Consider the following 21,810-nt stretch of genomic DNA (forward strand, 5'->3'; position numbering starts at 1 on the left):
CTGCATCTGAGAACGTTTAAATGCTTGAGGAATTGCGGATCTGCCCCCGCCGTAAGCGGGAGCAGGAAACGCGCAGCAAATTACGACTTATGCACGCGTAAACCGGCCTGGCTTTGACCTACCGGCATCATTTCCAGCGCGTTAATGTTCACATGCGCTGGCAGCGTGGCGACCCACCAGACCGCTTCGGTCACGTCTTCCGGCGTCAACGGTACAGCGCCGTCATAAACGCCGTCGGCACGGGCATCATCGCCCTTAAAGCGCACGTTAGAAAACTCAGTGCCGCCCACCAGACCCGGCTCAATATCGGTCACGCGGAGTGCGGTGCCGTGCAGATCGGTACGCAGGTTGAAGCTGAACTGACGCACGAAGGCTTTAGTTGCGCCATAAACGTTGCCGCCAGGATACGGCCAGCTACCGGCAATCGAACCCAGATTGATGATATGACCGATGTTGCGTTCCACCATGCCCGGCAGGATGGCACGCGTCATGTACACCAGCCCTTTATTGTTGGTGTCGATCATATCTTCCCAGTCATCCAGGCTGGCGCGCTGCGCCGGTTCAATCCCCAGAGCCAGACCGGCGTTGTTGACCAGAACGTCAATGTTGCGCCATTCGGCGGGCAGGCTGGCAATCGCCTCATCGATGCCCGCGCGGTCGCGCACGTCAAGCTTCAGCGTATAGACATTCTCACCCAGCTCTTCCTTCAGTGCATCCAGGCGTTCCTGACGGCGGCCGGTTGCAATCACCTGATGACCCTGCGCGATAAAACGACGGGTAATGCTCTGACCAAAACCAGCGGTCGCGCCGGTAACAAATACGATCATCTCACTGTTCCTCAATACAAAATTGGGCGTCATAACCCGGAAATTTCCACCATGCAGCGCCGATCACCATACCATCTCAGGGCAGGTGTGATAAGAAGCGAATGGTTATGATTAATAAGAAAATGTCGCACCAGCATGGTGCGAAAGTGACGAACTCTGCGTTATTTCGGTGCCGGGGAGCAGACGAATAATGTCCGATAGAGGCGCGTATTTATTATTAATGCCAGGCAACCGTTTGCGCATTAAATAGCAAACGGTTGCCTGGCGTTTTTATCATTCCAAAATAGGATGCGTGCCAGGATTTAGTTTATCTGACTGATAAATATGATTATTTTCTTTATTCTCGCTGGTACGGTTTTTGCAAAACAGCAGAGTCTGTTTTTTCTGAAACAGAATGGTCACTCTGTTTGTTTATCTATAACCAGCACCTCTTCCGTGAATTGCGGGACGGATCTTCCGCCGTGCTTGAAGGAATAATTATGCCAGTAACCTGTAGCCACGCCATTCGCGGCAGCTTTTTCGATATGACCCGTACGGTGAGTACGCCGGATGAACTTTTAGACGCCGCGCGCTACATCGAAGATGGCCTGCTGTTGCTTAATGCAGGCAAAATTGTTTCCCTCAGCCCCTGGCAGGAGGAGAGTTCACAACTGCCACCGGGCTGCGAGTTGGTGGACTATCGTGGCAAGCTGATCGTCCCGGGATTTGTCGACACGCATATTCACTATCCGCAAACCGAGATGATCGGTGCCTTTGGCGAGCAGCTGCTCGAGTGGCTGAATCAGTACACCTTTCCGGTGGAAAGTCAGTACCACTGCCCGCAGCACTCTGAGCGAATGTCGGCATTTTTCCTCCAGCAGCTGCTAAGTAACGGCACCACCACCGCGCTGGTGTTTGGCACTGTCCACCCGGAATCGGTAGACGCGCTGTTTTCGGCCGCGCACGGCCTTGGGATGCGGCTGATCGCCGGTAAAGTAATGATGGATCGCCACGCGCCGGAAGCGCTGACCGAAACGCCGGAACAGAGCTATCGGCAGACGCGTGAACTGATTGAACGCTGGCACAATGTTGGTCGCCTGAGCTATGCGCTGACGCCGCGTTTTGCCCCCACATCCTCACCGCAGCTGCTGGAAAAAGTCCGCCAGCTGCGTGAGGAGTTCCCGAATACCTGGCTGCATACCCATCTGAGCGAAAACCCGCAGGAGGTCGCCTGGGTGAAGGCGCTGTTCCCTGAAAACAGCGGCTATCTTGATGTTTATCATCAGTATCAGCTGACCGGCCGCCGCAGCCTGTTTGCCCACTGCCTGCACCTTGAAGATGAAGAGTGGGACTGCCTGCATCACACCGATTCCGCCGTCGCCTTCTGCCCAACCTCTAATCTGTTCCTCGGCAGCGGATTGTTCGATCTGCAAACCTGCTGGCAGAAAGGGGTGAAAATGGGCGTGGGCACCGATGTTGGTGCAGGCACTACGTTCAATATGCTGCAAACCCTCGGCGAGGCCTACAAGGTGGGGCAGCTTCAGCGCTACAAACTTTCAGCCTGTGAAGCCTTCTATCACGCCACGCTCGGCGGAGCGAAGGCGCTGGATCTGGACCGGCATATCGGCAGCTTTATGCCGGGTAAAGATGCGGATTTTGTGGCGATCGATCCGGCGGTGTCCGCGCTGCAAACCCTGCGCCACGGCAACAGCCGCGATATCTGGGAAAAGCTGTTTGTGTTGATGACGCTGGGCGATGACCGCAACATCGCCGCGACCTGGGTTGAGGGTCGCTGCGTGTGGCAGTGTGATAAATCCCGGCAGGCAGCATAAGTTAATCCGTAATTAGCAGGTTCAGGTGGGCAGTAAGGCATTGCGTCTGGCGTGATTCCACGTTTATTCTGGAAAGCGTGCAACAGGGAGCAGGAGAGCAGGGAAATGCGCAACAAATCCGCTATTTACGCCATAGTTGTGGCACTGAGCGCCAGCCCGTCATTGCTGCTGGCGGCAGAATCATTTAAGGAGAATCAGCCGATGTCCACCCGCCAGCTTAACCCGTTCAGCCAGGCCAGTACGCTGCCTTACCAGGCGCCACCGTTCGATCGCATTAGCGATGAGGATTATCGCACCGCGCTGGAGAGCGCTATCGAGCTGAAACGCACTGAGATCGCTGACATTGCCGCCAATCCGGCACCGGCCGATTTTAATAACACTTATCTGGCGCTGGAAAAGAGCGGTGAAAATCTGCGCCGGGTCTATAACGTCTTCAGCGCGATGACCGCTGGTAACACCAGCGATGCGCTACAGGCGCTGGACGAAGAGATTTCCCCAAAGCTGGCCGCGCTGGATGATGACATTCACCTCAATGCTGCGCTCTTTACCCGGCTGGATACGGTGTATCAGCAGCGCCATCAGCTGTTGCTGGATGATGAATCGTTAAGACTGGTTGAAGTGACCTGGCAGGCATTTCAGCTGGCCGGGGCGCGGCTCAGCGATGAGGAAAAAACCGAGCTGAAAGCGCTGAATCAGGAGTCGGCAACGCTCAGCAGCCGCTTTACCCGTCGGCTGCTGGCCGCCACCAAAGCCGGAGGCCTTGCCGTGGCCGATCGCCAGCAGCTTGCCGGACTGAACGAGGCAGAGATTGCCGTTGCCCGCGCAGCGGCAGAGGCCCGTGGTCTGTCGGCTCAGTGGCTGCTGGCTTTGCAAAACACCACGCAGCAGCCTGCGCTTCAGTCTATCGACGACCGCAGCACCCGCCAGGCGCTGTTTAACGCCGCCTGGACGCGGGCGGAGAAGGGTGACGAAAACGATACGCGCGAGGTCATTGCCCGGCTGGCGCAGGTGCGTGCCCGGCAGGCGAAGCTGCTGGGGTTCGACAGCTTTTCCGCCTGGAAAATGCAGGACCAGATGGCCAAAACCCCGCAGGCCGCGCTGGATTTCATGCGACAGATTGTACCGGCGGCCAGCGCCCGGGCGCAGCGTGAAGCCGACGACATCCAGCAAATTATTACCCGTCAGAACGGCGGTTTTAACCTGGCACCGTGGGACTGGCTGTTCTACGCCGAGCAGGTAAGGCGCGAACAGTACGATCTTGATGACGCTCAGCTCAATCCCTATTTTGAATTGAACAACGTGCTGGAAAACGGCGTGTTCTACGCGGCAACCCAGCTGTTCGGCATCACCTTTAAACCGCGCGCGGATATTCCGGTTTATCATCCCGACGTTAAAGTCTATGAGGTGCTGGATAAAGACGGCAGCCCGCTGGCGCTGTTCTATACCGACTGGTTCCGCCGTGATAACAAGGGCGGCGGCGCGTGGATGGGTAACTTCGTTGAGCAGTCGACTCTGTTGGGCACTAAACCGGTGATTTACAACGTGGCAAACTACACCAGACCTGCGGAAGGGCATCCGGCGCTGCTTTCCTGGGATGATGTCATTACGCTGTTCCACGAATTCGGCCACGCGCTGCACGGCATCTTTGCCGAACAGCGCTATGCCAGCCTTTCCGGCACCAATACGCCACGCGATTTCGTCGAGTTCCCGTCGCAGATCAACGAACACTGGGCCAGTAATAACCAGGTGTTTAACCACTACGCTCGCCACTATCAGACCGGTGAACCGATGCCTGCCGCCCTGCGCGAGCGGATGCAGGCCGCCAGTAAATTTAATAAAGGCTACGATATGACCGAGCTGCTGGCGGCGGCGCTGCTCGACCAGCACTGGCACCTGCTGGCCGCCGATGAACCGCTGCAGCAGGCTGATGTTATTGAGCTGCGGGCGCTACAGCAGGAAGGGCTGGATTTGCCTGCGGTGCCGCCGCGCTATCGCTCCAGCTATTTCCAGCACATTTGGGGTAACGGCTACGCCGCCGGTTACTATGCTTATTTGTGGACGCAGATGCTGGCGGACGATGGTTATGCCTGGTTTGAGCAGCACGGTGGGCTGACCGCTGAAAACGGGCAGCGTTTCCGCGAGATGATCCTTTCGCGCGGCAACAGCAGCGATTTACAGCAGCTGTTCCACCGCTGGCTGGAACGTGAACCGCAAATCGAACCGATGCTGCACAATCGCGGGCTGAAATAGTACCTGCAAGGGCGGCGAGAAAAGCGCCGCCATACTCATCCTGGAGAGAATTATGGCCATTGTCGCCTGTCTGCATGCGGCCAGAAGCAATATTGACGTTTTTGAACAGGCTCTGCTGGCCCTGGATTACCCGGACGTTGAACTGCTGCACCGTGTAGAAAGCGAACTGTTTGAGCGCGCGGTGGCGCAAAATGAAGTGACGCCCGATATTACCCTGGCAACCCGGCAGGCCATCAGCGAACTGTGTGAACAGGCGGATGTGGTGATCGTCACCTGTACCACGCTCGGCGTGGCGGCCTTTGAAACCGAGTTCAGCAAGCCGGTGCTGCGTATTGATGCCACGCTGGCAAAAGTGTCTTCACGCTATCACGGCACTATCCTGGTACTCTGTACCGCCAGTTCGACCCTTGAATCCACGGCCCGCCTGTTCAGCGCCTTTATTCCGGGTGAACGTCTGGTGGTGGAGCTGATCCCGCGTGCGTGGGCGTGGTTTAATCAGGGGGATATCGCCGGTTATCATCAGGTTATCGCCGATTATATTCGCCAGCGGCCGGAATGCGCGCTCGGCTGCATTGTTCTGGCGCAGGCCTCCATGAGCGGCGCGGAAAAGCTGATCCATACCACGCTGTCGGTATTGAGCGGCCCGCAGGTCAGCCTGCAGGCCGCAATCGACAGCCTCGCCTGATTACGGCTGTACCAGCCTGGCCGCAATAGTCCGCCGTTGCAGCCAGGCATACAGCGCCACCGCCAGCGTGCAGAGTGCCAGCGTGGTCAGCATCACTCCGCCGCCAAAACGATCCAGCAGCAGTCCGCTAAACAGCGGTACGCTCAGCCGCGACAGGGTAAACAGGCTCGCCTGGATACCATAATCAACCGCCCGATTTTCCTCGCGGCTGAACGCCATCATCAGCATAAACATCAGTGCCGACAGTCCGCCGATGGCACAGGCCATTAACGTGGAAATTGCCAGCAACAGCGCGGCGGAAAGCTTTAGCGAGACTCCTGCCGCCAGCAACAGCAGCGAAATCCCGGCAAACAGCAGCCAGCCCGGCAGCGCCGTGCTGGCATTGCCTCGATTCAGCCAGCGTGCGCCAATCAGGCTGACCAGCGCACCGGTGACGCTGCCGCCAACGCCCACCCACATAATCACCTGCTGCATCGGCAGTCCGGCATCCAGCAGCAGCGGTTTCAGCCACAGCCAGCCGCTGCCGAGGAACGGAAAGGCCAGAACGCAGAGCGGATACCAGCCTTTTCCTCCCGGCTGCCGGAAAAAGCCAAGCATCTCGCTGCGGCGATATTCCCCGGCGGGCGGTTCCGGCAGCAGCCTCAGCAGCAGCGCGCAGAGCAGGGCCGCCGCGCTCATTAGCAGACAGGGCAGCGCCCAACCGTAGTGCTGCCAGAGCAGCAGCATAATGCCGCTGCCGCCCACCGCGCCGGTGAACAGCGCAGCGGCGCGAACGCTGCCGGCACGGGCCTGTTCGCCGTCGTGAAACAACGCAATCGCCAGCGCATTGACCGGCACATCGCACCAGGCCAGCAGCAGGCTGCAAAACAGCAGCAGAGCAAACAGCAGGCTTTTATTCTGCTGCAAATCGAACTGGCTGAGCAGGGCAAACAGCAGTGCCAGCCCCAGCCAGAGCAGACTTCCCCAGCTTTTATAGCGCTGGCGGAACAGCCTTCCCCGTTCCACCGGCAGCGCCAGCCACAGTTTGATCACCGCAGGCAGGGCCGCCAGCTGGAACAGCCCCAGCTGCTGGCCGCTCCAGCCCTGCTGATGCAGGATCAGCGGCAGGCCGAGCATCAGCCACGTGACCGGAAGCGTCAGGCTGACGTTAAACCAGAAAAACGTCAGCTGCAGCAGCGCCCGGCTCACGAGCGTTCTCCGCGCCAGGCGCAGTGAATGTGCAGCGGTGCCATTGGAAACGGCTGTTCACCGCGATCCTCCACCCGAAAACCTGCTTCGGTCAGCATCTGCGTCAGCTGATGGTGGTGGAAGACGTGCTTACCACGCATCAGCAGCGGCAGGAAGAAGGGCAGAACCCGGCTAACCTGCTGCGGATCGTCACCCAGGCGTGCGTGGGCACTGATTAAGACGCCTCCGGGATTCAGCCGTCGATACAGATCGGCGAGCGTCTGCGCCGGATCGGCCACGAAGTGCAGAAACGAGGAGCACCAGATAATGTCGAAGCGGTCGCTGTCCACCAGTTCGCTGACCGCGCTGAAACGATCGCTCACACCGGCGGCATCGAGATTTCCCTGTGCCACCCTGGCGGTTAGCGGCAGATCCTGCACCACGCCGGTCAGCTGCGGATAACGCTGCGCCAGCGCCGCGCTGACCAGTCCCGGCCCGCCGCCCATATCGAGCATTCTGGCCGGATGGTTGAAGCGTGTCACGGTGGCGGCGATCGCGCAGGCGGTATCGGCGGTGAGCGCCCGCTGCTCCTGCGCAATTTGTCCCCCAGCGGCAGCGGCCCAGGCGGCGTCATGCGGCAGCTGTTCGCTGTATTCGGGCAGCGGCTGCTTGAGCATCTCAGCCAGCTGCTGGCCAAATCCGCGCAGCGCCTGAAGGCGGTAGCGCCATGCATCACCCATATAGCGTTCACCCTGCTGGCAGAGGTACGGAATGACAGCCGAAGCGGTGCGATAAAAAAGCGATTCGCCTTGCTGCTGCTGTCGATCCAGCAGTTGAAAACTCCACAGCAGCTCCAGCAGATGCGCAGTGGGGTCGGCATGCCACTGCAACTTCTCCGCCAGCTGCCGCGCGCTGAGCGGGTTCTGCAAGTGGTCAAACAGATTGTTTTGCAGCGCCAGCTGCACGCTGTCAGCCAGCACGCTGTCGGCGGCCAGCCGGTCGATCATCGTGACGGGAAAGGTCATAGTTTGTAGCTCACTTTCAGGCCAAGTTCACGCGGCGGGCTGTAAATACGTACGCTGCCGCTGAGGTAGCCCACGGCGTCATACTCTTTATCGGTCAGGTTGTCGACGAACAGCGAAACGTCCAGGTCGCGCCAGGCATAACCGAGGGTCATGTCGACAACGCCGTAACCGGCCTGACGATACTGATTGCCCGCATCGAGGAAGCTATGGCTGGCCCCGTGCCACTGCAGCAGGCCGTAAGCACCGCTGGTATGTTCGTAGCGCAGTCCGAGGCTGGCGGTGGCATCCGGCGCGAAGGTGTTGTGATTACCGGCATAGTCGTTGCTGCCGTCGCGATAGTTATCGAAACGGGTATGGTTGAGCCCGAGTGAACCCTGCAGGCGCAGTTCAGGCAGCAGCGCATAGTCGGCTTCCAGCTCCCAGCCGGTAGATCGGGCTTTTGCTGCGTTGTTGATATACACCACACCGGCCTGGACCACCTGCTGAACCTGCATATCGTCGATATCCATCAGGTAGACTGAGCTGCTGTAACGCAGGCGGCGATCGTCGGACAAACCCTTAACCCCCAGCTCCCAGGAATGTACTTTTTCCGGGTTGTAACGGAAGTAGTCGGTCGCCGGTGAAAACAGATTATAGCCACCGGCGCGATAGCCCTGGCTGTAGCTGGCGTAGCTTTGCAGATCGGGCTGCCACTGATACTGTACGGTAATTTTCGGCGAGACGTTGTGCCAGGTGGAGCTGCGTTTATCCATCCCCGTCGGGGACATTTCAATTTCGCTGCGCTCAATGCGCCCACCCAGCGTTACGCTCCACGGGCCGCCCAGCATCTGCGTCCATTCCCCGAACAGCGCCTGCGTATTGCCGGTCTGCGCGTTGCGCATTTCGGTGGACATCATCGGCAGCTTTTGTACGAAGCGGTAATCGTTGTCGTCGCGATCGAAGTACAGCCCGGCCAGCCAGCGATGATCGCTGCCTTCGCCCTGAAGGCGGAATTCCTGAGAGAGGGTGGTGAACTGATTATCGCGCTGCATATGCAGCGTATCCGGCGCGGTGAAATCGGTATCCTGCTGAATACGGTCGAGAATTTCGGTGCGGGCGCTGATGGAACGGAACTGCCAGCCGTTTGACAACAGGTGGCGATAGTCGAGGGAGACGACGCTGGCCTGTGAGTGGTTCCATGAATCGGTGCCGCTGGCGACTTTTCTGTCGCGGCTGGCCGCCGGTCCCCACTGCGAGCCGCCGTCGTGATAGCGCTGCTGGCTGTAGCGCAGGCGGATATCGTCGGCGTCGGTCGGCGTCCAGCGCAGCACGATCCGCGCGTTATTGCGCTCGCGATCGTCGGCTTTGCCGCCGGTGGTGGTGTTATCAACGTAACCGTTTTGCGATTTCCATTCGCCCGCTACGGCGGCATACAGCCGATCCTCAACCAGCGGAGTACTGAAGCTACCGCGCAGCTGCTGCCGCTGGCGGCTACCGGCAATCGCCGTAATTTCACCGCGTTGTAGATTATCCGGCGTGCGGGTGACAACGTTGATGACCCCGACTTCGGCATTGCGGCCGTAGAGCGATGACTGCGGCCCGCGCAGGATCTCCACGCGATCGACGTCGAGGAAATTATTATCAAAACCCTGTCCGGCCAGCAGGGGCACGCCGTCTTCGCTGAGCAGCATGGCCGAGTTAAACCCGCTGCCGCTGCCGGTTACTCCACGTACCACCGCAAGGTTAGTGCCGGCCTGGCCCCAGGGCTGAAATGCCATACCGGGTGTCATGGCTGCCAGCTGGCTCACACTGTCTACCCGGCGTTCTTCAAGATCTTCACCGTAAAGAACGGAAAGCGATGCCGGTACTTGCACGGCAGGCAGTTCCGTTTTGGTGGCGGTGACCACCATCTCATTATTCTGTACGTCGGCGGCGATTGCCGTCATGCCGGGGGCCGCCAGCAGCAGGCCCCAGTAAGATCGTGCCATTCTCATCCTCATCGTTTGTCGATAGCGCAGGGTCAGCAACTATGATATCTATAATGAGAATGCTTATTATCCTCGTTTATATGCGAGGCGGTGATTTTAGTCTGTGAAACGGTGAAGGTGATGATTCAGGCTTTCCAGGGGACGCAAAGCTATCGGCTGACATCGGCGGATGCTGAACAGCAGGGCAACATTCGGTCACTGCCTGCCACGGTGGGGCAATGCCTTTCCCGTTTCAATCCGGTAGCAGAGGGCTTTACCGTCGTCTGTTCCAACTATCAGCCGGTGCGCCCTCTGATCGAGGAAACCTGCAACCCTCACGATCGCCCAATGCTGGTGCTGACTTTTGGTCTGGCAGGAAACTCGCAGTTTTGCGGGCGCGACGGCAGCGAAACGCAGTTTACCGAGGGCCAGCTTACCGTCACCAGCTTTCACGGCAGTCAGGGAGAGCGGCGCTATCGAGGCGGAGAACAGGTCAGCCAGTTGCGCCTGCTGCTAAGCGCCGACTGCGTGAGTCATTATCTTGGCGCGGCGGTCTGCGACAGGCTGTTCGCCACCGGTCGCGTGGTTAACCATGCCTTCACGCCTTACAGTCGGGCAACGGCCACGCTGTTAGAGCAGCTCAGGCAGGGCGGTAATGACGCGCTGATGCTGCAGATCCACGCATTAAATTTACTGGCCCTGCAGCGGCATTTAGTTGAAGAGGTGAAGCACAAACCGCTGCATCCCAGAGACGACCTCCAGCTGGAGCAGGCCCGTGACTGGATGCTGGCCCATCTCGAAGAACCGTTTTCGTTAAGTACGCTGGCGATGGCGGTGGGGCTGAGTGACTACAAATTGAAGCAGGGTTTTCATCAGCGCTTTAACACCACCCCCGGTCAGATGCTATTACAGATGCGGATGGAAAAAGCCCATCGTCTGCTGGAACAGGGCTATCAGGTTGCGCAGGCTGGCTGGCAGGTGGGCTATCGCCATGCTAACAACTTCAGCGTGGCGTTTTATCGCTATTTTGGTCGCCAGCCCAGTGAGGTCACCGGGAAAAAAAAGTAGAGGATGTGAAAAAAATGTTTATGCTGGGATAACAATATGCTGCTACCGATTTTGTCGTCCGGGAATTAAACATGTTCGATCTGTCTTTAGTCATTCTGCTGTTTCTTGCTGCCTTAAGTTATTTCAGTCATAACCTCACTGTCACGATTGCTCTCCTGGTGCTGGTCGCTATTCGACTGACCCCGCTGCAGCAGACTTTTCCATGGATTGAAAAGCAGGGCGTGACCGTTGGTATCATTATTTTGACCGTTGGGGTAATGGCGCCGATTGCCAGCGGTTCTCTGCCCTCCAGCACGCTGTTGCACTCCTTCCTGCACTGGAAATCACTGCTGGCGATTGCGGTGGGAATTTTTGTTTCATGGGTCGGTGGGCGCGGCGTCTCGCTGATGAGCAGCCAGCCGACCATCGTCGGCGGACTGCTGATTGGCACCATTATTGGCGTTTCGCTGTTTCGCGGCGTGCCGGTCGGGCCTCTGATTGCGGCCGGTCTGGTTTCGCTGCTGATTGGTAAGTTCTGAATCGGGTAGGCGTGCTTTCTGCCGCATAATATCGGTTACGTTGTCGCGCTGTGCTATTCTGCGGCCCATCCCATTCCGCAAGCAGAGAATACCGTGAGTACAAAACAGGATAAGCGTAAAAAACGCGCGAAAGAAAAAGCGAAACAGGCCAACAAAAGCCGCGCGCACGGCCGCAAACTTGATGCAATTGGCCGCCAGAACTACGAAGCGACGCCGGAAATGGTTGAACTGTTTCACACGCTCCCTGCACTGGACGAAAGCGGTGATATGCCCTTCGTCAATGCCGTTTACGACTGGTCACTGGCCGAGTATCAGTTCGACGGTGAAAATGAGGAAGGAGAAGCATTGCAGGTTGCCGCGCTGTGCGTGATGTATATTCACTGGGTGACCAGCGGCGGTTCAACGACGCTGGTGCAGAACGAACTGATTGAAGCGGCGCTGCGCCTGGTGGAAGACAATGAAGCCTTTAAACAACGCTATCAGGCAGCGCAAGACGCGGCGAATAACGCCTAAAAAAAGGGCAGGTTCCGCATGGAACCTGCCAGTCATCTTGCCAACCCTACTTCATGATCCCTCCCTTCTTATCCGGGATAGCGGTGCAGGACTGCATCACGCCAGATAAGAGGGCGGTTTTGTTTATCTCTTACCTTACTTGCTGGTGTATGCCGTCAGGCTGTCCATTGAATCGCGGGCTATTTGCCACAGATCGTCTTCCCAGTGTGTCGGGCTGAGCAGCTCCGGGCACCATACGCCGCTGTAGCCGGTTTTATTCACCGCAGCCACCCAGCGATCGATATCCACTTCACCTTCACCCGGCTGATAGTTACGCTGTACGCGCTCGTCCCACGCCTCTCCCGGGTGCAAACGGCGGCCATCGCAAAAATGCACGCCATAAATCAGATTAACATCAAGGGCTTCCACCTCTTCCGGGGTTGTATCACCACCGGCGTACAGGTGCCAGAAATCAATCACGACGCCGACATTATCGGCACCGACAGCATCGATAATCGCCTGGCCCTGTTTCAGGCTGTTAAACGGCGTAAAAGCAACCACCTCGATCTGGAATTTAATGCCGTACTGTGCGCCAATCGCCGCAATATCCCGGACGTTTTGCGTCAGAATCTCCGTACGCTCTGCTTCAGACAGCGCATCGATTTCATTCAGCGCCATAATCTGTACCACCGGGCAGCCCAGCGCCTGAGCGGCACGGCAAATTTTGTCCGCCTCATCCAGCATTTCGCGGCGTTCCTGCGGCTGATGACGGCCAATGCGCTTCAGCGCATTAATGCAGCTGATTTCAATATTGTAGTGCTGCATCAGCTGTTTATACTTTTCCAGCGTTCCGCCGTGCTCCAGGTAACGGAACAGGTGCTCCGGCAGCAGTTCCAGTGCATCAAAGCCCGTTTCATGGGCGATACGCAACTGAGTCACCGCGTTAGAATGTAAAACGGAAACGCCATGTAACGCTTTTTTCATCGGTCATCTCTCATTCTGATTGCTTTAATGCGCGACGAGACTGAATGATATCTATCAGAGTGAAATGATAGATTTGATAGTTTGATATCATTCATCACCTTCGATCATTATCTGACGTCTGGTGGCCTGCGAATGGAGACAGCCTATGGTTAAAGGAATTTAAATTCCATTTAATATATAAATGAAATATAAATTCTTTGAAGTCGATCATGTTTTGCCATGACGTTATCGACCAAATGATAGATAATGATAGAAAAACATCATGCCTTTCATCGATGACGACGATGCGAATCGCGTAGTTCAATCCTGCCGGGATAAAGCGCGTTGTGTTCCTCAATCCAGGGAGAGGTCAGACGACGCACCGCATCGGGCACCAGTTCGGAAAAGGGTTGGCCGCAGGTGGTCAGGCAATAGCTCTCCGATGCGGCCAGTTCAATCCCGTCAAAGCCAACAATTCCCATCAAACCTGAGGCATTTGCTGCCCGCAACGCTTCAATTGCCCCGATGGCCAGAACGTCATTTTCGCAAAACAGGGCGTCAATTCGACGGTCTGCACTGGTCTGATTTAAATAGTGAGCGAGGGTATGATAGCCGCTGGCTCGCTGATAATGATTGGCATGCAGCATGGTGATACGCGCTTCATCAACGCCCAGTGCCAGCAGACGGTCGCGGTAGCCGTCAAAGCGTAAGAGCTGGCTGGAGTCGGTATCCGGGCCTTTCATGTAGCCAAAGCGGCAGAAGCCTTCACCGTGCAGCAGATCGGCCATAGCAACGCCAGCCTGATATCCGTCAGTGGTGACCACCTGAATATAAGGATGAGTACTGCTGCGACCTATCTGTACCAGAGGGATGTGGTGAATATCCTGCGCCAGACGAATAATTTCTTCGCTGAGCAGCGTTCCCATAAACAGCAGTCCGTCAACCTGTAGCTGGTCTGCGAGGGTCAACAGCCCTTCATCGCGCTGGCTGATATTCAACAGCAGAGCAAGATATCCCCGTTGCTGCAGCTGCCGGGTCACTTCGTCCAGCAGCGGCATCAGGTTTGGATTGTGCAGCTCATCAACCACCACGCCGATGATGCGCGAGCTTTTTTTGGACAGGCTGCGGGCCAGCAGGTTAGGGCGATAGCCCAGCGCACTGGCGGCGGCCTTCACGCGCTCCAGGGTGGCCGGGGAGATGGATGCGCCGTCGGTGAACGCCCGGGATACCGTCCATTTTGAAACGCCTGCTCTGTGAGCGACATCGCTGGCGGTCACTTTTCTCATCGGCGCTTTAGGTAAGTTTTTTTTCTGCATGGTGAGCCGTAACCCGCTGTTATCATTGTGGAAAAGAATCTGAAACCGAAAATTTTTCGACAGTATAGCAGGCCGGTAGCGATATCTGCACTCGGGTGCAAATATTCCGCTACAAGTGAAAAGGGGGCCAGACAGCAAGTCGGGAGCTAAAAATGGCGTGATTTGACAGAGGGAACGGCGAGTCACTCATCGAAGGTAAAACGCTGGTGTTGTGGCTGAAATAGCACGCAAGGCACTGAACAGGGGCGGAAAACCGCCCCAAACAGACGGATTAGCCCGGATAGATACCGCGATCTTTACGCGCCATCAGAATACGTTCACAGGCCACAATATAGGCCGATGTACGCAGGCTGCACTCTTTCTCACGCGCTTTGTCCCAGACGTGGATCATCGCCTCGGTCATGATTTTATCCATGCGTTCGTTAATTTCGTCTTCGCTCCAGAAGAAACTGGCCATATCCTGCACCCACTCAAAGTAGCTGACGGTTACCCCACCGGCGTTGCAGATAACGTCAGGAACCACGGTAATGCCGCGTTCGGCCAGTACGTCATCCGCCTCCGGGAAGGTCGGGCCGTTGGCACCTTCAAGCACCAGACGGCAGTGCAGCTTCTCGGCACGCTGGCGAGTGATTTGACCTTCCAGCGCGGCCGGGATCAGAATATCCATTTCCACGTCCCAGAAAGCGTCATCGCTAATCACGTCAGCCCCGGTGAAGCCGGCGATTTTTTTATGAGTGGCCTGCCATTCGGTGAGTGCTGCCAGATCGATACCCTGAGCGTTAAACAGCGTTGCGGTGTGATCCTGAATCGCGACCACGCGGCCACCGGCGCTGGCAAACAGGCGAGCGGCCTCGCTGCCAACGTTACCAAAGCCCTGTACGGCAACTCTGGCGCCTTCCAGCTCAATACCGCTGCGGCGTGCCACTTCACGGCCTGTAATAAATACGCCGCGCCCGGTGGCTTTTTCACGGCCCAGAGAGCCGCCAAGGTGGATCGGCTTACCGGTTACCACGCCGGTAATCGTGGTGCCGTGATTCATGGAATAAGTATCCATCATCCAGGCCATCACTTTGCCATTGGTGCCGACATCCGGTGCCGGAATATCTTTCTGTGGCCCAATAATCAGACCGATTTCGCTGGTGTAACGACGGGTCAGACGCTCCAGTTCGCCTTCCGACAGGGCGAAAGGATCGACGCGAATACCGCCTTTTGCGCCGCCGTAAGGCAGGTTTACCGCCGCGCATTTAATGGTCATCCAGGCGGAGAGTGCCATCACTTCATTCAGGTCGACGTTCGGGTGATAGCGCACACCGCCTTTACCCGGCCCGCGAGAAAGGTTGTGCTGCACGCGAAAGCCTTCGAAGTGACGAATAGTCCCGTCATCCATCTGGAGTGGAATATCAACAATCAGCGCACGCTTCGGATGGCGCAGTGTGTCGATCCAGCGCGACAGTTCGCCAAGATAGGGGGCCACGCGATCGATTTGCTGCAGGTAGGTTGACCAGGCTGTCTTGCTGCCTTCAGATACGTAAGATAGCTTTTCCATAACAAACCTTTATTTTATTAGCACCGCTTCGCCTGAGATAAGAATGCACCGGCGCGGGGTGCTTAGTTATAACTACTAATTACCGTGGATTGCTCAGGACATCTCACTGAGCTGCCATCAATTTAACACCAAAAAAAAGTTTCAAACTTATTAAATAATTGTAAATTGCTCCGTTTTGGTGCAAAAAAACCACCTGAAACTGCATAGTTACCCTCGGGGTTCGGGCAGAGTTGCTTAACCGGCGGTTTTCAGCTGATAGTTATGCAGGTAAACTGCATATTGCCATTTTTATTATATTTTTCAGAAATTTGAATGCGATCATACTTTGGTGTTGATGCCCGCCGCGAGAGTTGAATCACATTGAATAAACATCATGCCGCCGAGATTCAGGAGAAGAAACTATGTTAACGGACGCTGAAAGCCTGAAGCAGAGCTTTCCACTGTTAAATGAGTTATGTGCACTACAACCCGTCACCTGGTTCAACCCTCGCTACACCAGCATGCAGGAAGGTTATCCTCACGTAGGGCTGAGTGCTGAACAGGTAGCCGATGCGGCCGCAAGGCTTGAACGTTTTGCTCCCTGGCTGGCCATCGCTTTTCCGGAAACTCAGGCCAGCGGCGGCATTATTGAATCGCCGATCTGTCCACTGCCCGTGTTGCAAACGGTGTTAGATGCGCGTTATGGCCAGCAGTTGACGGGGAGTCTGTGGCTAAAAAAAGACAGCCATCTGCCAATTTCCGGGTCAATCAAAGCGCGTGGCGGTATCTATGAAGTGCTGGCGCATGCCGAAAAGCTGGCAATTGAAGCTCGATTGCTTACGCCGCAGGATGATTACGTTCGCCTGGCAGAGCCTGAATTTCGCCAGTTCTTCAGCCAGCACCGTATCGCGGTAGGTTCCACCGGTAATCTCGGTCTGTCGATTGGTATTATCAGCGCCGCGCTTGGATTTGACGTTACGGTACATATGTCCGCCGACGCCCGCGCCTGGAAAAAGCAAAAACTGCGCAGCCACGGCGTGACCGTGGTGGAGTACGAGCAGGATTACGGCGTGGCGGTGGCGGAGGGGCGGCGACAGGCCGCTTTGGACGAGCGCTGTTTCTTTATTGACGATGAAAATTCGCACAATCTATTCCTTGGCTACGCGGTTGCGGGCGATCGGCTTAAACAGCAGCTGGCCGCGCAGCAGATTACCGTAGATGCGGAACATCCGCTGTTTGTCTATCTGCCGTGCGGCGTCGGTGGTGGCCCCGGTGGGGTGGCGTTTGGCCTCAAGCTGGCCTTTGGCGATAGCGTCCACTGCATTTTTGCAGAGCCAACGCATTCACCGTGCATGCTGCTTGGCGTGATTACCGGTTTGCATGATGACATTTCAGTGCAGGACCTGGGCATTGATAACGTCACGGCGGCAGACGGGCTGGCCGTGGGGCGTGCTTCCGGTTTTGTTGGTCGGGCGATGGAACGGTTACTCAGCGCCTTTTATACACTGACTGACGAAGAGATGTATGCACTGCTGGGCCTGACCGAGCGGCATCAGCAGCTGGCGCTGGAACCGTCGGCGCTGGCCGGTATGGCTGGCCCGTGGCGGCTGACGGCGCAGAGTGAGCAACGGGAAAAACAGGGGATTTCCGCGCGGGCGCTGGCGGGCGCAACGCATCTGGTGTGGGCGACCGGTGGTGGCATGGTGCCTGCGGATGAGATGGCAAAGTACCGTGTGGCGGCCACATTGGCGCTTAAAGAGTAAACAATCATCGTCTTCAGAGTAGTCGGTCGGGCGATAAGCGTGCATCCGTGCTTTGCCTGGAACGGCATAAGCGGTATTCTAGCGCCGAAAAAGTTTCCTATATTGAGGTCGACATGATTATTAAACCACGCATTCGTGGCTTCATCTGTGTTACTGCCCACCCGGCGGGTTGTAAAGCTAACGTAGAAAAACAGATCGAGTACGTTACTGCTCAGGGCGAGATCGCTTCCGGCCCGAAAAAAGTTCTGGTCATCGGCGCCTCAACGGGTTACGGCCTCGCAGCGCGTATTTCCGCTGCATTCGGCTGCGGTGCTGACACGCTGGGCGTGTTCTTTGAACGCCCGGGCGAAGAGAGTAAACCAGCCACCGCCGGCTGGTATAACTCCGCGGCATTCGAAGAGCTGGCAACGGCTAAAGGTCTGTATGCGAAAAGCATCAACGGCGACGCTTATTCTGATGCCGTTAAGCAGAAAACAATTGAACTGATCAAACAGGACCTCGGTCAGGTTGATCTGGTGGTGTACAGCCTGGCCGCGCCGCGCCGTACCCATCCAAAAACCGGTGAAGTGTTCAACTCCACGCTGAAGCCAATCGGCAAATCACTGGTCACCCGTGGTCTGAATACCGATAAAGAAACCATCAATGATGTGGCGCTGGAACCGGCTTCGCAGGAAGAGATCGAAGGCACCGTCGCGGTGATGGGCGGCGAAGACTGGCAGATGTGGATCGACGCACTGCTGGAAGCTGGCGTGCTGGCTGAAGGCGCAAAAACAACGGCCTTCACCTACCTGGGCGAGAAAATCACCCACGATATCTACTGGAACGGTTCTATCGGCGAAGCGAAAAAGGACCTGGACAAGCGCGTTCTGACCATTCGCGACACCCTGGCTGCTCACGGCAACGGCGACGCGCGCGTTTCCGTGCTGAAAGCGGTTGTCACTCAGGCCAGCTCCGCGATCCCGGTAATGCCGCTGTATCTGTCACTGCTGTTTAAAGTGATGAAAGAGAAAGGCACCCACGAAGGCTGTATCGAGCAGGTTTACGGTCTGTTCAAAGACAGCCTGTACAATGCATCACCAATTCTGGATGAAACCGGTCGTCTGCGCGCTGACTACAAAGAGCTGCAGCCGGAAGTGCAGGAAGAAGTGACGCGTCTGTGGTCCGTTGTGACCGACGAGAACCTGAACGAGCTGACCGATTTCGCCGGCTATAAAGCTGAGTTTATGCACCTGTTCGGCTTCGGTCTGGAAGGCGTTGACTACGCGGCTGACGTTAATCCGGATGTGAAAATCAACAATCTGGTGCAGATGTAATTCCTGCCCGGATGAATGAACGCAGCAGCGACTGAGTTTTTAAGCGCGCTGCTTCATTCAGCGTGATCAACCGCCATCGTTAGCCGATGGCGGTTTTTTTTGCCCCATATAAAAGTATCGCCAGCCAGCGTATTAGCAATCAAAGAGAGTGCGTATCAGAATTTATTAAAAATCCACGAGCTTTAAGGTGGTGTAAGTAGATAATTTGCGACATTTTTTGCTATTATCACTGCGCTTCCTTACAGATGAAAACTCGCAAAGTAAAACTAAGCCTGTTACGGGGCTTTAACTGTGTGCAACGGACGGATTTTGCACTGTTACCTCTTCTCCTGCGCTAGCAGGAATGCAATCTGGTGATGATATGAATAAATTAGTTCCGGCGCTGATGATGGCTTTTTTAGTCACGGGTTGTGCTGTTCATCCGCAACCTCGAATTGCCCCGCCGCCTCCGCCACCGCAGCCGGTTGTTGAAAAACCAACCCTGAGCGCATTCGATGCTCGCGTTGGGCAGTGCCGTGATGAGCTGGATGCACTCCAGTCCTATAACGTCACGGTTTATCAGCAGTACCGTCAGCGTTTCGACCGCATCAACGGCCAGTTGAGCAAATATATGGAAATTCGCGGCAAAATTGGCAGCGACATTGACGATATCGCCTTACCAAAATATCAGTTCAATCTGCGCAATCTTTGCTTCGATATCCGCAGCGAACTGACTCGCCAGATTGTTAAAGAAGCCTGATAGTCGACGCGGCAGCATCATGCTGCCGCACTGCTCACTGGCTGTTCTCCCGCGTATAAAGCACAAATTCAATTTTGCCGTCGACGTACTCGTGCGGTTCGTTTTGCTGCTCCAGATATTTCAGCATCAGCGTCATTGAGCGCTGCGCCATCTCCCGCGTGTTTTGATCGAGTGCCAGTGCCAGCGCATCCTGCGCCAGCAGCGAGCGGGTGGTGGGATATAGTTCATGGGTGATAAAGACCGTTTTATTTAGCAGCCGATAGCGCGCCAGCGCCTCGCCAATTTCGCGATTTCCCAAACCGGTATTGTAAACCCCGTGAATCGTTTTGCTCTCGTACAGCTGCTGCTCCAGCAGGCGGCTGACCTGCTGGCGGTCGTCCAGCGCCGCCAGTGCTTTATGCACCCGCAGATGCGGAAACTGGCTGGCCAGTACCGCACTGAATCCCTCCACCCGCTGCCGGTGCGCCAGGTAATCCATCCGCCCGCTGATGATAATCACCTCACCCGGTCCGGCGATCATTTTTCCCATCAGCAGCCCGGCGGTGCGCCCGGCCTGTAGCTGATTAATCCCGACGTGGCACAAACGCTTCGCCCCTGGCAGGTCGGTCGCCAGCGTGATCACCGGGACGTTGCGCTGGTAACAGTGCTCAAGTGCGGCATAGATCGCCGGATGCGCGTGGGCAAAAACAATAATGCCGTCGCGCTGCTCGCTGGCCTTGACGATCTGCGCCGCCAGCAGTTCGGGGTTATCTTCGGCGATCAGCGTGCGGTGCAGCGTCACCTGACCGTAGCCGAGTTGACCGGCAAGATTGCTAAAGTCCTGGCTCAGCTGGCTGAAGAAAAAGGCATCGCTGCTGCTCAGCAGCAGGGCAATCTGCCACGGCTGGCGGTGTGCGTCCGGCAAAATACGCTTCAAACCCGCTTCTCGTGCCGCCTGCAGGACCCGGCGCGTTGTGGCCGGGGAAACTCCGCCGCGTTCGTTAAGTACCCGATCGACGGTAGCAACGCCCACGCCAATCTGCTTTGCCAGCTCCTCCAGCGTGATCTTTGTCACTTATTCCTCCGCATGATGGATTTCCATCAAAAAGTCGATTCAGCCAGTATATTCACTGGCGCTATCCTGGCAATCGAACACTGATGTTTAACCTATAAAGGCGTCGCAAAATGGTACAAAAACGTAAGTTTGCTCTGCTGGGCACCGGATTTATCGGCCAGGTTCATGCTAAAAACCTGGCGGCCCACCCGGATATTGAACTGGTCATGGTGGCCGATCAGGATCGCAGCCGCGCCGATGACATTGCCAGCCGCTACGGAGCGCGCGTGGGCAGCGTGACGGAGGCGATTAACAGTGATGCCATCGATACCATCCTGATTGCGACGTCAACTCCATCACACGCGGAGTTCCTGGCCGCATCGGCAGCAGCCGGCAAGGCGGTGTACTGTGAAAAACCTATTGACCTGTCACTGGATAAAGCCCGCCGGGTTGTGGAAGAAGTCGCACGCCATCCGGTCCCGGTGACGGTCGGCTTCAACCGCCGCTTCGATCCCAGCCACAACCAGCTGAAACAGCATTTGCAGCAGGGGCTGATTGGGAAAGCGGAACTGATCCAGATGGTCTGCCGTGCGTCTGAACTGCCGCCGCTCAGCTATCTGCAAACCTCCGGCGGCCAGATGCGCGATCAGGCCATTCATTTCTTCGATCTGCTGCGCTGGCTGACCGAAGATGAAGTTGAAACCATCGGAGCCATGGGATCGGCGCTGGCGATGCCGGAAATTGCCAGCTTCGGCGATGTTGACACCTCGGTGCTGATGATGAAAATGCGCAGCGGGGCGCTGGCGCAGTTGGATAATACGCGCCGGACCGGATACGGCTATGACGAGCGTATTACCGTACTCGGTTCGCAGGGGATGTCCGACTCCGCGGCACAAAGTCCGCAGGGGGCAACGCTTTACAGCACTTCCGGTATCAACCTGCCACCGCTGTATGCCGACTGGTTCAACCGCGTGAAAGAAACCTACTATCTGCATCTGGATGCGTTTGTTCGCTCGCTGAACGGCGAAGCTATATCGGTGCCGGGCCTGCACGACGGGCTACAGGCGCAGGCGATTGCCGAAGCGGCGGTTAAATCGCTGGAATCCGGAACCTTCTGCAAGGTGGAGCTGCTGTAAAATATGACCGCAGCCGATCGCCGCTGGCGGTCGGTTTCATCCTCTTGCTTTCATCGTACAGACCATTTTTCTCACGCGTAGCAGATCGAGCAAAGAGTCACTCCTTTGCTATATGCTAATGACGATCGCTGCAAAGGGCATGTCATCAAAAAATACCCTTGCGCAGTGAATCGGCCATTACCGTGACTAGTCCTGATTTAGGTTGACAACGTTCTGCCTGTAAAACGCCCGAT

19 protein-coding genes are annotated in these 21,810 nt (G+C 56.5%); 11 read left to right on the forward strand and 8 right to left on the reverse strand.

Going from position 1 to position 21,810, the window contains the following annotated elements:
- Positions 1 to 80: 80 nt before the first annotated feature.
- Positions 81 to 827: a bifunctional NADP-dependent 3-hydroxy acid dehydrogenase/3-hydroxypropionate dehydrogenase YdfG gene (gene ydfG / locus IBT46_RS05770; RefSeq protein WP_200544760.1), complete on the reverse strand. Its 747-nt coding sequence runs from the start codon at positions 825 to 827 to the stop codon at positions 81 to 83.
- Between the two features lie 479 nt (positions 828 to 1,306).
- On the opposite strand from ydfG, the gene guaD reads away from it, so the two are divergent.
- The 3 genes from guaD to IBT46_RS05785 all read left to right on the forward strand — a co-directional run bounded on the left by guaD (position 1,307) and on the right by IBT46_RS05785 (position 5,573).
- Positions 1,307 to 2,638: a guanine deaminase gene (guaD, locus tag IBT46_RS05775; protein WP_200544762.1), complete on the forward strand. Its 1,332-nt coding sequence runs from the start codon at positions 1,307 to 1,309 to the stop codon at positions 2,636 to 2,638.
- Between the two features lie 105 nt (positions 2,639 to 2,743).
- Complete coding sequence (gene dcp / locus IBT46_RS05780) at positions 2,744 to 4,888, forward strand: peptidyl-dipeptidase Dcp (protein WP_200544764.1); 2,145 nt, start codon at positions 2,744 to 2,746, stop codon at positions 4,886 to 4,888.
- 52 nt (positions 4,889 to 4,940) lie between these two features.
- Positions 4,941 to 5,573 (forward strand): hypothetical protein, encoded by a 633-nt coding sequence (locus tag IBT46_RS05785; protein WP_200544766.1) that lies wholly within the window; start codon positions 4,941 to 4,943, stop codon positions 5,571 to 5,573.
- Here the strand turns inward: IBT46_RS05785 and IBT46_RS05790 are convergent, their stop codons facing one another.
- The 3 genes from IBT46_RS05790 to IBT46_RS05800 are packed head-to-tail and all read right to left on the reverse strand — an operon-like array spanning position 5,574 to position 9,732.
- Positions 5,574 to 6,761 (reverse strand): MFS transporter, encoded by a 1,188-nt coding sequence (locus tag IBT46_RS05790; RefSeq protein WP_200544768.1) that lies wholly within the window; start codon positions 6,759 to 6,761, stop codon positions 5,574 to 5,576. It abuts the gene before it with no gap.
- Positions 6,758 to 7,765 carry a methyltransferase domain-containing protein gene (locus IBT46_RS05795; protein WP_200544770.1) on the reverse strand — a complete coding sequence of 336 codons (1,008 nt, stop codon included), beginning with the start codon at positions 7,763 to 7,765 and terminating at the stop codon, positions 6,758 to 6,760. Before IBT46_RS05795 ends, IBT46_RS05790 begins: the two co-directional genes overlap by 4 nt.
- Positions 7,762 to 9,732 carry a TonB-dependent receptor gene (locus IBT46_RS05800; RefSeq protein WP_200544772.1) on the reverse strand — a complete coding sequence of 657 codons (1,971 nt, stop codon included), beginning with the start codon at positions 9,730 to 9,732 and terminating at the stop codon, positions 7,762 to 7,764. Before IBT46_RS05800 ends, IBT46_RS05795 begins: the two co-directional genes overlap by 4 nt.
- Positions 9,733 to 9,852: 120 nt before the next feature.
- On the opposite strand from IBT46_RS05800, the gene IBT46_RS05805 reads away from it, so the two are divergent.
- The 3 genes from IBT46_RS05805 to IBT46_RS05815 all read left to right on the forward strand — a co-directional run bounded on the left by IBT46_RS05805 (position 9,853) and on the right by IBT46_RS05815 (position 11,810).
- On the forward strand, positions 9,853 to 10,779 hold the full coding sequence (locus IBT46_RS05805) for an AraC family transcriptional regulator (protein WP_200544773.1): 927 nt from the start codon (positions 9,853 to 9,855) through the stop codon (positions 10,777 to 10,779).
- A 71-nt stretch (positions 10,780 to 10,850) separates the two neighbouring features.
- Positions 10,851 to 11,297: a DUF441 domain-containing protein gene (locus IBT46_RS05810; RefSeq protein WP_200544775.1), complete on the forward strand. Its 447-nt coding sequence runs from the start codon at positions 10,851 to 10,853 to the stop codon at positions 11,295 to 11,297.
- Between the two features lie 93 nt (positions 11,298 to 11,390).
- A complete protein-coding gene (locus IBT46_RS05815; RefSeq protein WP_105595487.1) occupies positions 11,391 to 11,810 on the forward strand; it encodes a hypothetical protein in 420 nt (139 codons plus the stop codon).
- A 135-nt stretch (positions 11,811 to 11,945) separates the two neighbouring features.
- Here IBT46_RS05815 and IBT46_RS05820 read toward each other — a convergent pair whose 3' ends face one another.
- The 3 genes from IBT46_RS05820 to IBT46_RS05830 all read right to left on the reverse strand — a co-directional run bounded on the left by IBT46_RS05820 (position 11,946) and on the right by IBT46_RS05830 (position 15,614).
- The gene (locus tag IBT46_RS05820) at positions 11,946 to 12,773 is read right to left on the reverse strand and encodes a sugar phosphate isomerase/epimerase (RefSeq protein ID WP_200544777.1); all 828 of its coding nucleotides are present in this window, start codon (positions 12,771 to 12,773) and stop codon (positions 11,946 to 11,948) included.
- A gap of 269 nt (positions 12,774 to 13,042) precedes the next feature.
- Positions 13,043 to 14,068, reverse strand: coding sequence for a LacI family DNA-binding transcriptional regulator (locus IBT46_RS05825; protein WP_200544778.1), 1,026 nt, complete (start codon positions 14,066 to 14,068; stop codon positions 13,043 to 13,045).
- A 271-nt stretch (positions 14,069 to 14,339) separates the two neighbouring features.
- Positions 14,340 to 15,614, reverse strand: a complete 1,275-nt coding sequence (locus IBT46_RS05830; RefSeq protein WP_200544779.1) for a Glu/Leu/Phe/Val dehydrogenase — start codon at positions 15,612 to 15,614, stop codon at positions 14,340 to 14,342.
- A 401-nt stretch (positions 15,615 to 16,015) separates the two neighbouring features.
- Between IBT46_RS05830 and IBT46_RS05835 the strand changes: the two genes are divergently transcribed.
- The 4 genes from IBT46_RS05835 to IBT46_RS05850 all read left to right on the forward strand — a co-directional run bounded on the left by IBT46_RS05835 (position 16,016) and on the right by IBT46_RS05850 (position 19,408).
- Positions 16,016 to 17,356, forward strand: coding sequence for a D-serine ammonia-lyase (locus IBT46_RS05835; RefSeq protein WP_200544780.1), 1,341 nt, complete (start codon positions 16,016 to 16,018; stop codon positions 17,354 to 17,356).
- Positions 17,357 to 17,469: 113 nt separating this feature from the next.
- The gene (gene fabV / locus IBT46_RS05840) at positions 17,470 to 18,669 is read left to right on the forward strand and encodes an enoyl-ACP reductase FabV (protein ID WP_200544781.1); all 1,200 of its coding nucleotides are present in this window, start codon (positions 17,470 to 17,472) and stop codon (positions 18,667 to 18,669) included.
- Between the two features lie 86 nt (positions 18,670 to 18,755).
- Positions 18,756 to 18,869: a hypothetical protein gene (locus IBT46_RS27680; protein WP_200544783.1), complete on the forward strand. Its 114-nt coding sequence runs from the start codon at positions 18,756 to 18,758 to the stop codon at positions 18,867 to 18,869.
- A 161-nt stretch (positions 18,870 to 19,030) separates the two neighbouring features.
- Positions 19,031 to 19,408: a hypothetical protein gene (locus IBT46_RS05850; protein ID WP_200544785.1), complete on the forward strand. Its 378-nt coding sequence runs from the start codon at positions 19,031 to 19,033 to the stop codon at positions 19,406 to 19,408.
- A 34-nt stretch (positions 19,409 to 19,442) separates the two neighbouring features.
- On the opposite strand, the gene IBT46_RS05855 is transcribed toward IBT46_RS05850, so the two are convergent.
- On the reverse strand, positions 19,443 to 20,462 hold the full coding sequence (locus IBT46_RS05855; protein WP_200544786.1) for a LacI family DNA-binding transcriptional regulator: 1,020 nt from the start codon (positions 20,460 to 20,462) through the stop codon (positions 19,443 to 19,445).
- Between the two features lie 110 nt (positions 20,463 to 20,572).
- Between IBT46_RS05855 and IBT46_RS05860 the strand changes: the two genes are divergently transcribed.
- Positions 20,573 to 21,577, forward strand: coding sequence for a Gfo/Idh/MocA family oxidoreductase (locus IBT46_RS05860; RefSeq protein ID WP_200544788.1), 1,005 nt, complete (start codon positions 20,573 to 20,575; stop codon positions 21,575 to 21,577).
- Positions 21,578 to 21,810 lie beyond the last annotated feature (233 nt).

The organism is Erwinia sp. S38 (genome assembly GCF_016624545.1).
Lineage (GTDB): Bacteria > Pseudomonadota > Gammaproteobacteria > Enterobacterales > Enterobacteriaceae > Erwinia > Erwinia coffeiphila.

What these genes read in the sequence shown, in the direction of transcription:
- ydfG (WP_200544760.1), bottom strand. Translation starts at nt 827, where the DNA reads ATGATCGTATTTGTTACCGGCGCGACCGCTGGTTTTGGTCAGAGCATT.
- guaD (WP_200544762.1), top strand. Translation starts at nt 1,307, where the DNA reads ATGCCAGTAACCTGTAGCCACGCCATTCGCGGCAGCTTTTTCGATATG.
- dcp (WP_200544764.1), top strand. Translation starts at nt 2,744, where the DNA reads ATGCGCAACAAATCCGCTATTTACGCCATAGTTGTGGCACTGAGCGCC.
- IBT46_RS05785 (WP_200544766.1), top strand. Translation starts at nt 4,941, where the DNA reads ATGGCCATTGTCGCCTGTCTGCATGCGGCCAGAAGCAATATTGACGTT.
- IBT46_RS05795 (WP_200544770.1), bottom strand. Translation starts at nt 7,765, where the DNA reads ATGACCTTTCCCGTCACGATGATCGACCGGCTGGCCGCCGACAGCGTG.
- IBT46_RS05800 (WP_200544772.1), bottom strand. Translation starts at nt 9,732, where the DNA reads ATGGCACGATCTTACTGGGGCCTGCTGCTGGCGGCCCCCGGCATGACG.
- IBT46_RS05805 (WP_200544773.1), top strand. Translation starts at nt 9,853, where the DNA reads ATGATTCAGGCTTTCCAGGGGACGCAAAGCTATCGGCTGACATCGGCG.
- IBT46_RS05810 (WP_200544775.1), top strand. Translation starts at nt 10,851, where the DNA reads ATGTTCGATCTGTCTTTAGTCATTCTGCTGTTTCTTGCTGCCTTAAGT.
- IBT46_RS05820 (WP_200544777.1), bottom strand. Translation starts at nt 12,773, where the DNA reads ATGAAAAAAGCGTTACATGGCGTTTCCGTTTTACATTCTAACGCGGTG.
- IBT46_RS05825 (WP_200544778.1), bottom strand. Translation starts at nt 14,068, where the DNA reads ATGCAGAAAAAAAACTTACCTAAAGCGCCGATGAGAAAAGTGACCGCC.
- IBT46_RS05830 (WP_200544779.1), bottom strand. Translation starts at nt 15,614, where the DNA reads ATGGAAAAGCTATCTTACGTATCTGAAGGCAGCAAGACAGCCTGGTCA.
- IBT46_RS05835 (WP_200544780.1), top strand. Translation starts at nt 16,016, where the DNA reads ATGTTAACGGACGCTGAAAGCCTGAAGCAGAGCTTTCCACTGTTAAAT.
- fabV (WP_200544781.1), top strand. Translation starts at nt 17,470, where the DNA reads ATGATTATTAAACCACGCATTCGTGGCTTCATCTGTGTTACTGCCCAC.
- IBT46_RS27680 (WP_200544783.1), top strand. Translation starts at nt 18,756, where the DNA reads ATGGCGGTTTTTTTTGCCCCATATAAAAGTATCGCCAGCCAGCGTATT.
- IBT46_RS05850 (WP_200544785.1), top strand. Translation starts at nt 19,031, where the DNA reads ATGAATAAATTAGTTCCGGCGCTGATGATGGCTTTTTTAGTCACGGGT.
- IBT46_RS05860 (WP_200544788.1), top strand. Translation starts at nt 20,573, where the DNA reads ATGGTACAAAAACGTAAGTTTGCTCTGCTGGGCACCGGATTTATCGGC.